This window comes from Skermanella sp. (assembly GCF_059503625.1).
Genome location: NZ_JCACHA010000820.1, coordinates 1 through 9,045, shown reverse-complemented (window position 1 = coordinate 9,045; position 9,045 = coordinate 1). Strand labels below are relative to the sequence as shown.

Annotated in this window: 9 protein-coding genes and 2 pseudogenes; 7 read left to right on the top strand and 4 right to left on the bottom strand. The window is 63.3% G+C overall.

The features are described from left to right. A partial coding sequence (locus AC5JJ6_RS29515; RefSeq protein WP_496045481.1) for a GntR family transcriptional regulator occupies positions 1-580 on the bottom strand: 580 nt, incomplete at its 3' end. Between the two features lie 92 nt (positions 581-672). Further along, positions 673-1,068: a DUF983 domain-containing protein gene (locus AC5JJ6_RS29510; protein WP_496045480.1), complete on the bottom strand. Its 396-nt coding sequence runs from the start codon at positions 1,066-1,068 to the stop codon at positions 673-675. Positions 1,069-1,399: 331 nt separating this feature from the next. Between AC5JJ6_RS29510 and AC5JJ6_RS29505 the strand changes: the two genes are divergently transcribed. The 3 genes from AC5JJ6_RS29505 (at position 1,400) to AC5JJ6_RS29495 (ending at position 4,954) form a co-directional block, all read left to right on the top strand. Continuing rightward, complete coding sequence (locus AC5JJ6_RS29505; RefSeq protein WP_496045479.1) at positions 1,400-3,193, top strand: histidine kinase famiy protein; 1,794 nt, start codon at positions 1,400-1,402, stop codon at positions 3,191-3,193. Between the two features lie 7 nt (positions 3,194-3,200). After that, positions 3,201-3,569: a response regulator gene (locus tag AC5JJ6_RS29500; RefSeq protein WP_496045478.1), complete on the top strand. Its 369-nt coding sequence runs from the start codon at positions 3,201-3,203 to the stop codon at positions 3,567-3,569. A 341-nt stretch (positions 3,570-3,910) separates the two neighbouring features. Further along, positions 3,911-4,954, top strand: a complete 1,044-nt coding sequence (locus tag AC5JJ6_RS29495; RefSeq protein ID WP_496045477.1) for an NADP-dependent oxidoreductase — start codon at positions 3,911-3,913, stop codon at positions 4,952-4,954. Positions 4,955-4,988: 34 nt separating this feature from the next. On the opposite strand, the gene AC5JJ6_RS29490 is transcribed toward AC5JJ6_RS29495, so the two are convergent. Further along, on the bottom strand, positions 4,989-5,672 hold the full coding sequence (locus tag AC5JJ6_RS29490; protein WP_044435412.1) for a LuxR C-terminal-related transcriptional regulator: 684 nt from the start codon (positions 5,670-5,672) through the stop codon (positions 4,989-4,991). A gap of 407 nt (positions 5,673-6,079) precedes the next feature. Between AC5JJ6_RS29490 and AC5JJ6_RS29485 the strand changes: the two genes are divergently transcribed. After that, a complete protein-coding gene (locus tag AC5JJ6_RS29485; protein ID WP_496045476.1) occupies positions 6,080-6,289 on the top strand; it encodes a cold-shock protein in 210 nt (69 codons plus the stop codon). 81 nt (positions 6,290-6,370) lie between these two features. Here AC5JJ6_RS29485 and AC5JJ6_RS29480 read toward each other — a convergent pair whose 3' ends face one another. Continuing rightward, positions 6,371-7,009, bottom strand: coding sequence for a TetR/AcrR family transcriptional regulator (locus AC5JJ6_RS29480; protein ID WP_496045475.1), 639 nt, complete (start codon positions 7,007-7,009; stop codon positions 6,371-6,373). Between the two features lie 23 nt (positions 7,010-7,032). Between AC5JJ6_RS29480 and AC5JJ6_RS29475 the strand changes: the two are divergent. From AC5JJ6_RS29475 to AC5JJ6_RS29465, 3 genes and pseudogenes are all read left to right on the top strand, one after another. Then, positions 7,033-7,515, top strand: a pseudogene (locus AC5JJ6_RS29475) (type II toxin-antitoxin system RelE/ParE family toxin). Beyond that, entirely contained in the window at positions 7,496-7,780 is a 285-nt protein-coding gene (locus tag AC5JJ6_RS29470; RefSeq protein ID WP_496045474.1) for a helix-turn-helix domain-containing protein, read from the top strand. The pseudogene AC5JJ6_RS29475 and the gene AC5JJ6_RS29470 overlap by 20 nt, the downstream one beginning before the upstream one ends. A gap of 135 nt (positions 7,781-7,915) precedes the next feature. After that, a pseudogene (locus AC5JJ6_RS29465) lies at positions 7,916-9,045 on the top strand (hypothetical protein); the annotation flags it as partial.

Sequence of the window (9,045 nt, the reverse complement as noted above, 5' to 3'; positions counted from 1 at the left end):
CCTCCGTCAGGATCGTCCCGCCGCCGGGGACCAGCGTCGTCAGAAGGGACATCAGGGCTGCCTGACCGCCTCCCGCGACCAGCACGCGGGCGGGGGACAGGCCGGGGAGCAGCGGCGAGAGCCATTCGGCGCCGGCCGACCTGTCGTCGGCGCTGCCGGCGCTGGGATGGTAACTGAGAAGCTGAGGAAGATCGGACCGCCGCAGGATGGCGGCCATCGTCTGGGACATCCGGGCCGAAATCGCCGCCGCCGGAGGATGCGGCGGCAGGTTCATGGAAAGATCGACCTCGACGGCGGGTTGACGATCGTCCTGTCCCTGCCGGGGCGGCCGTACGAAGGTGCCCCGGCCGGCGGCGGCATCGATCAGACCCCGCCGCCTCGCCTCGCCATAGGCGCGCGTGACGGTGGTCAGGTCGAGGTCGAGCGCGGAGGCCAGCGCCCGGTGCGTCGGCAGGCGCTCACCGGGCTTGAGGGCGCCGGAGGTCACGGCCTCTCCCAACGCATCGGCCAGGGACAGGTAGATCGGACCGCTGGATCGCTCCAGGTCCGGGAGCCAGGACGGCGCCGCCGAACTCTTCAACCCGATATTCTCCATCTATGACCCAGCCGGCCCATGCCGATACCTTTGGGAGCCGATGATGTATGGATTGTAGGGTCCTGTCAACGCCGCGGTTACGGCTGGTCGGGCGGCGAGAGGCTGCCCTCCTTCGCCTTGTTGATGTACTGGGAGCAGACCAGCCAGCCCTTGAGGGGGCGCAGCAGCGCCAAACAGGAGAGCACCAGAAGCGGCAGCGTGGTCAGAAGATGAACCCAGACCGGTGCTTCGAAGGCAAGTTCCAGCCATGCCGCGAAGCCGACGATCGGGAAACTGACGATCGACATGGCGAAGAAAGCGGGACCGTCCGCCGGATCGGCAAAGGAGAAATCCAGGTCGCAGACCTCGCAGCGTTTAGCCAGGGTGAGGAAGCCGTCGAAGATGTGCCCTTTGCCGCACCGGGGGCACAGACCCCGGACACCGAGCTCGAGGGAGGTCTTGCCAAGCGGAAGGAAGTCCTGGTCAGCCGTCATGATCCACCGTCGTCTTCGGTCAGTTGTATGGATGCTTGAGGACCTATGTACGCGATATTGTAAGGTTCGCAAGGAAATATGTCTGCATAGGGCTTGTCGTGGTCCAAAACAGACGACATTACAGCCATGCGCAGAGCGAAAAGCCGTGCGGAAGAGGAAGGACTTGATTTGAAACCGATCCGTCGGAGCTTAGTGGAACAACACCTTCAAACCTGTGTTTCCCCGCTTCGGATCGCTTTGCGGGTGACGGGATGGAGTGCCGGCTGCTGACCTCCGGTGGAATGTCGATCGATGTAAAGCCTGGTTATCAACGGATGAGCAGCAGTTGAGTATGACGGACGAGACAAAGGACCCCGACGAGGGCGGCAAGCGAACGTCCGATACCGAAAGAGGTGACGAGGCGGGCTCCGAGGCCGCGGCGACCGGTGTGCCCGCCAGAGGAGAGCTGGAGGCCCGCCAGAGCTATTCGCCGACGGGCGGCCCCGGTACCCACCACTGGAAGGAAGCTTATATTTCGCGCCCCGGGCTGGACGACCGGAGCAGCGTCTTCTTCACCGCCGTCGAGATGACCCGGATGCCGATGCTGGTGACCGATCCCAACCAGCCCGACAATCCCATAGTGTTCGCCAATCTCGCTTTCCTCGACCTGACGCAGTATCAAGAAGACGAAGTCATCGGCCGGAACTGCCGGTTTCTCCAGGGGCCGCAGACCGACCGCGGCACGGTGGACGAGATCCGCTCGGCCGTTCGCGACCAGCGCGCCATTGCGGTCGATCTCCTGAATTACAGGCGGGACGGTTCACCCTTCTGGAATGCCCTTTTCCTGGGGCCGATCTTCGATCACTCCGGCAAGCTGCTCTATTTCTTCGCGTCGCAGATGGACGTGACGCGGCGGCGGACATCGGAACAGGCTTTCCGGCAGGCCCAGAAGATGGAGGCGATCGGCCAGCTGACGGCGGGGCTGGCGCACGATTTCAACAACCTGCTTCAGGTCATCGCCGGGAATCTGGAAGTCGCGGCGGGACGGGCCGCAGGCGATTCCCTGCTCCGGCGGAGCATCGAGCATGCCGAGCGGGCGGCCGAGCAGGGAGCGAAGCTGACTCAGCAGCTTCTCACCTTCGCGCGGAAGCAGAGGCTGGACCCCCGCCGCGTCAACCTGAACTCGCTGGTGGTCGATTTCAGCGAGATGCTGGTCCGCACGCTGGGCAGCAAGGTCGATCTGCGGCTGGACCTCAAGCCCGGCCTCCCGTCCTGCATTCTCGACACCGTGCACCTGGAAATGGCATTGCTGAACGTCCTGATAAACGCGCGTGACGCGATGCCGAAAGGCGGCAAGGCGACGGTGGCGACCGCCGTCCTTAACCTCAGCAACCATGGCGGTTCGCACAACCTGCCGCCGGGCACCTATGCCGTGCTCTGCATCCATGACGAGGGTCATGGCATGCCGCCCGAAGTCCTCCAGCGCGCGACCGAGCCTTTCTTCACCACCAAGACGCCCGGAACCGGCCTCGGCCTTGCGATGGTCCATGGCTTCGTCCAGCAATCGCACGGCAAGATGGAGATCGACAGCAAGCCGGGCGAGGGGACGACCGTCCGCATGATCTTTCCCATCGATACGGACCAGCGAAGGGGACCGGACCGGCGTACCGGTCCCGAAGAGATCCCGGTCGATGCGGCGGTGGAGGCGGGACGCCAGCCGGCGGAGGCGATCCGGACCATCTTGCTGGTGGAGGACAACGGCGATGTCAGCCATCTCGCGGAAAACTACCTGCGCAGCCTGGGCTACCGTGTCCTGACCGCCGACAGCGGCGAGGAGGCGCTGAAGCTGCTGGAGGGGGAGGATGCCGCAGTGGATCTTCTGTTCACCGATCTGGTCATGCCGGGCGGAATGAACGGGCTGGTGCTGGCGGAGCGGGTGCGGGAGCGTATCCCCGGATTGCCGGTCCTGCTGGCGACCGGCTACACCGACGATCTCGTCTTCCAGAACGCCAACAATATTCAATCCATGGACATCATGAGCAAACCGTACCGCCGCGTCGAACTGGCCGAACGCGTCCGCTCCGCACTTGGTGGATCGGCCGGCCGGAAACCGAACGACGCGGCGCATTTCAGGCATGAAGGGTAGAGGCAGCGTGGCGCATATCTTGTTGGCTGAGGATGAAGTTCTGATCGCGCTCATGTTCCAGGATGCTCTTGAAGTCGAAGGACACCGTGTCAGTGTCGCGCATGACGGTATCGAAGCGTTGGAGGTGGACGAGCAGGATCCGGCCGAAGTTCTCGTAACCGATCTCGCGATGCCGCGCATGGGCGGACGCGAATTGCTCGAGCGCCTGCGCCAGCGCCGGCCCGACCTTCCTGCCCTCGTGGTGTCCGGCTACCCGGGGGAGTTCGAGATCGCGACCGAAAAAACCGTCCTCCTGCCCAAGCCCGTGAGCCCGAAGGTGCTGACCCGGCGACTGGCGCAGCTTTTGGAGGATCGCAGTACGGTCAGGGAGTTCTGAGCGGCCGCTCGATTGGTGCAGTGCCGTTCCAAGAGGGGTCGCCCCAACGGGCTGATCTGCGTATTTTGTATATTAGATACGCCGGTGCGTTTTTCGTATTGAAATCGACCTTGGTAAAGCACAAGTTTGCGGTGCAACAGAGATGTTGCGACGCCCTTGTCGGGCGTTTCCTCCCTAGACTCAAGGCCGCTCCTCCGAGCGGCTTTTTCTTTTCGCCTCAGGCTTGCACGACGGCTCGACAGCGGCCCATCCCTTGTAGGGGGACGGGGCGGGCGCTACTTATCGCTCAAGCGTTCGTTTAAACGCCATCGAACAATCTGCCGAGGGAGGCGAAGTCCATCATGTCCGAGAGACAGAATACCCGCGTGTTGCTTGCGGAGCGTCCGGTCAACCGGGCGCCGGTCGAGAGCGATTTCCGGATCGAACGCGCCGCCGTGCCCGAACCGGCCGAGGGCGAGGTTCTGATCCGCAACCTCTTCCTGTCGCTCGACCCCTATATGCGCGGGCGTATGAGTGCCGCCAAATCCTACGCGGAGCCGGTGGCCATCGGCGGCGTCATGGCCGGCGAGGCGGTCGGGCGCGTGGTGTCCTCCCGGCATCCCGGCTGCCAGCCGGGCGATCTCGTGCTGGCCCATACCGGCTGGCAGGAATATGCGGCCGTCCCCGGCGAGCGGGTGACCAAGGTCGATCCCGACCTGGCGCAGCCGTCGCACTATCTCGGCGTTCTCGGCATGCCGGGCATGACCGCGTACTGCGCGCTGCTGTATCTGGGCGAACCGCAGCCGGGACAGACGGTGCTGGTCTCGGCCGCATCCGGAGCGGTCGGGCAGGTGGTCGGCCAGATCGCGAAGATCCGCGGCTGCCGCGTGGTCGGTGTCGCCGGTTCGGACGAGAAGGTCGCCTATGTGCGCGACGAACTGGGATTCGACGCCGCCCTCAACTACAAGAAGCCGGACGGTTCGCCGAAGGATTTCGAGGCGCTGTCCCAGGAGATCGCGGCGCTGTGCCCCGACGGGATCAACATCTACTTCGACAATGTCGGAGGTCTGGTCCACGACGCGGCGCTGGCCAATATCGCGCAGTTCGGCCGTATCATCGTCTGCGGCACGATCTCGGTCTACAACGAACTGGAAAAGCAGGATATCGGACGCCGGTGGATGCGTCAGCTTCTGGTGAAGCGTGCCCGGATGGAGGGCTTCCTGGTGTTCGACCACGCCCATCGGACCGAAGAGTTCCGGCAGACCATGGCGGCATGGCTGCGGAAAGGCCGCATCGTGTTCAGGGAAGATGTCGCTGAAGGCATCGAGGCGGCGCCCCGTGCCTTCATCGGCATGCTGTCCGGAGCCAATCGCGGCAAGCAACTGGTCCGGACCGGACAGGAATGAACGGTTTTCCCGCAGGAAACCGGTAGGGTGCCGCTCAGCCCGCCTGCTTGGTGGGCTGCTGCTGCGCCGGCTCGTTGGCGAAGCCGTTGTTGAGCGCCCAGATGGCCGCCTGGGTGCGGTTGGTCGCGTTGATCTTGCGCAGCAGGCTCTTCAGGTGAACCTTGACCGTCGCTTCGGTAATGTTCAGGTGGTTGGCGACCACCTTGTTGCTGTCGCCGTTCAGCAGGCAGCGGACGATCTGCACTTCACGCTGGGACAGACCCTTGCGCGCGCTCGGCATGTCGAAGGCGCTGGTGTTGATCCGGCCGCTGATGAGCAGGGCGGCGAGATGCGTCGGGAAGACCTTCTCGCCCATCATCACGAGATGGAGCGACTGGATCAGCGCGTCGGCCGACAGGTCCTTCATCAGGCAACCGTCAGCGCCGGCGGCCAGCGCCGCGATCAGCCGCTGCGGGTCCATATCCGCCGCCAGCAGCACGACGCGCCCGTCGGGGAGCAGGTCGCGCAGCGTGCGCAGGGTTTCGGTTTCGGTGTCGCTGTTCCAGGTCATGTCGAGAAGCACGAGCTGGGGAGCAAGGCCCCCCTGGACCAGGGTTACGCCTTCGGCGACGGTCTGGGCCTCTCCCGAGATCTCGAACTTCTCCCCGCTGAGGAGAAGCTTCAAGCCTTCACGGAACAGTTTGTTGTGGTCAATTAAAAGAACCTGCACTGGAGGCATTGGTTTCCTCAGAGGTATAAACAAAAACCATCTCAACTTACCCCAAACCGCCAGATTGCAGGGAAAAATATAGGCCTTTGCGCCGCCTATTATGGGGTACTAACGTTATGGGTTAATCCGAACCGCTTATTTGCGACAGAAAGTCATAAATACTATCCAGATGGTGCATCGCAACATAATGGCATAGAACCATTTTGTGTTGGAACCTTATCGGATGGTGTAAAAATCTCCGGGAATCTGCCCTGCGATACGCTTGTTTATGCCGAAAACCGCTACCACTCTATGGGTGTCGATACTGTTCTGGGCTTCCACGTTTACCGACCTCGTGCCGGTGCTGGTCTACCCTCAGTCAACTCGATGCTCCGTTACGATGTTGTTGCGGGGCAACGCCAGCTCTAGAGATCAACATGTCCACTGGCACAGTCAAATGGTTCAATAGCACCAAGGGCTTTGGCTTCATCCAGCCGGATGACGGGACGCAGGACGTCTTCGTTCATATCTCGGCGGTCGAACGCGCGGGCCTCGGCAGCCTCCAGGAAGGCCAGAAGGTTTCCTTCGAGGTCGTGCGCGATCCGCGCCGCGGCAAAAGCTCGGCGGAGAGCCTCCGGGCGGTCTGATCCTTCGGACGCTCCGGATTTGGAAAATGGGCGGCTTCGGCCGCCCATTTTTGTTGGCGCCGCCCGTTCGGACCGCCCCGTTCAGGAAACGGTGACAGGCGCCTCGAACCCGGCGACCGCGAACCCGACTATCCGGGCGACCAGCGCCTCGGTATCGGTGAGGTCGCATATACCGCCCGAAATGGCGTCGAGCCGCCGCAGGTCGGTGATGGTGTAGTGCATCAGCGCCAGCGTGAAATGCAGCCGCCAGAAGATCTCCGGCCGGGGAAGGCCGGTCAGGGTCCGGGCGAGCGAGTCGGCGAAGGGGTGGAGGTGGCCCACCTCCCTGTCCATCAGGTTCCGCATTTCGGGCGTCCCGTCGGTCCGGACCCGCCCCATGAACTGAATGAAGACCGATTGCCCGCTGCCCGGCTGCTGCGTCCAGCGAATCGGCGGACAGACCAGCGCGTGGATGATCTCGCGCAGGGGCGCCGGTGCATCGCCGGCGCGGGCCTCCGCCTCGCGCAGGAGATTCAGCCGCTCGCGGTTGAGATCGACGGCCCGGCGCCTGAACACGGCCAGGAGCAGCGCGTCCTTGGAGCCGAAATGATAGTTGACCGCCGCCAGGTTGACGCCCGCTTCCGCCGTGATCTCGCGCAGCGAGACGCTGGAAAAGCTCCGCTCGGCGAACAGGCGCTCCGCGGTATCGAGGATGATTTCCTTTGTGTCCGGCCGGCGCATGGGTTCGTTCCGATCCAAACGGTATGGTCAAGTTTAATTCATACGTTTGCTTGAATCAACGCGGGTGTGGCAGGAGGAGTGCTATTGATGCTGAGCTCGCGCAGCCGCGTCAGGATCGGCATCGAAATCGCTTATTGAAAATAATACCAAAAAAGGTATATTCAAAGATGAAGTGGTCTGTTGAACTCACCGATGCGGCAATGGACGAGATTGCCGTCCTGCCTCCCGACATGAAGGCGAAATTCCTTCATGTCGCAAAGATGTTGGAGGAGCTTGGTCCCCAGAATGCCGGCATGCCGCATGTCAGGCATCTTGAGGACGACCTTTGGGAAATGCGCCTTTCGGGGCGAGACGGTATAGCCCGATCAATATAATTCTCAAATAAAAGTAGAAGATTGATAGTAGTCCGGATATTCGTGAAGAAAACTCAGAGGACACCTCGTCGGGAAATTGACTTGGCGCATGCTCGGATGAAGGAATGGAAAATTGACAACTCAGCTCAGTGATTTAAAGGCGGCCTTGCTGGCTGATCCTGATGTTCGTGCCATTTATGATGAGCTGGCGCCCGAATACGAGATCGCACGGGCTGTTATCAAAGCGAGGATCGCCGCCGGTTTGACTCAGGAACAACTGGCGCAACGTATGGGAACGACGCAGCCCGTCATTGCCCGCCTGGAAAGCGGCCGCGCCAAGCCATCCATGAGCACCCTCTTGAGAGTGGCCAAAGCCACGGGAACCCGCCCTCGGTTCGAACTGGAGCCTGCCGCCTGACTGGACCGCTACCCCTTTGCCGATAAACAGACTTTCAGTCTTGTGCCGAGTGGGAGTAAAACCCGTTCTGGATGGTTGACGGTAACGGACCGCATCCATGCGGCTCGACCCGTTCGGGAGGATCGGCTTCTGCAAATGATTTGGCGATGGCTCAAGGTGGCGACACTGGGCGCCGCGCTGGTGCTGACTGGTGCTCCGACGCTGGAGCGGATGCATCTCGACACCGGCCGCTTCGGCGCCGGCCACCTTGAAATTACGATGGACGTCCAGGAGGCGGAGGCGCGGTCACGGTCGTCCGGCGGCTATTCGCGTCCGAGCGGCGGCGTCTCGCGCACACCGTCGTTCGGTTCCGGCAGCACGTCCCGCAGCAGGACGCCGTCGACCAGCGGAGGCTATGCGCGGCCGTCCTCGCCGGGCGGCAGTTCCTTCAATTACGGCTCCCAGTCCTCGGGCGACAGGTCCCTGTCGCGCCAGTCCGGCGGAGATGCGCTCGGACGCTACCGCGCCCAGCAGGAGCAGCAGCGCCAGCCGCCCGTGGCGGCGCCGGCTCCCTCGGCGCCCTCTTCCTCGCCGGGCTATTCACCCGGCTACGACTACGGCGGATCGCGGCGGAGCGGCGGCTACGGCTGGGGCTATGGCAGCGGCTCGACCGCCGGCAACCGTGGCTATGCCGACCGGGGTTTCAGCGGCTGGAGCGGCAGCCGGGGCTGGAACGTGCCGTCCTACGCCTACCGCTCGGCGCCCCGCTTCGGGATCTGGGACGGGCTGTTCCTGTGGTTCCTGCTGGATAACCTGACACGGCCCGGCTACGGGGACTTCTTCCATCACCATCAGAACGATCCCGGCTATCAGCAGTGGCGGACCGAGGCGGACCGTCTGGCCGCCGACAACGCCGACCTGCGCCAGAAACTCGCGGCGCTCGACGGCAAGCTGGCCGAGGAGAAGGACCGGCCGCGCGATCCCGAATACCTGCCGCCCGACACCCCGCGCGCAGTCGCTGTTGCCGACGGGACGGAGGCCGACGCGGACGCCGGGAGCGGCTTCGGCGAATTCGGCATCGTCGCCGTCATCCTGGTCGGCGGCGGCGTCATCTTCCTGATCTGGCTGTGGAACAAGCAACGGGGCGCACGGCCCGCCCGTTCCGGAGGAGGTAACGGTTCCATGAGTTCTCTGAAGACAGCAGGCAATATCCTCCGCCAGAAGCTTTCGGGCGAGACCTATACGCCGTCGCTGTTCCGCGTCGGCATGACGCTGACCCTGGACCC

Bases quoted from the DNA above. Each gene is read 5' to 3' on its own strand.
- AC5JJ6_RS29490 (WP_044435412.1), bottom strand. From the start codon at position 5,672: ATGCCTCCAGTGCAGGTTCTTTTAATTGACCACAACAAACTGTTCCGT.
- AC5JJ6_RS29480 (WP_496045475.1), bottom strand. From the start codon at position 7,009: ATGCGCCGGCCGGACACAAAGGAAATCATCCTCGATACCGCGGAGCGC.
- AC5JJ6_RS29495 (WP_496045477.1), top strand. From the start codon at position 3,911: ATGTCCGAGAGACAGAATACCCGCGTGTTGCTTGCGGAGCGTCCGGTC.
- AC5JJ6_RS29505 (WP_496045479.1), top strand. From the start codon at position 1,400: ATGACGGACGAGACAAAGGACCCCGACGAGGGCGGCAAGCGAACGTCC.
- AC5JJ6_RS29510 (WP_496045480.1), bottom strand. From the start codon at position 1,068: ATGACGGCTGACCAGGACTTCCTTCCGCTTGGCAAGACCTCCCTCGAG.
- AC5JJ6_RS29485 (WP_496045476.1), top strand. From the start codon at position 6,080: ATGTCCACTGGCACAGTCAAATGGTTCAATAGCACCAAGGGCTTTGGC.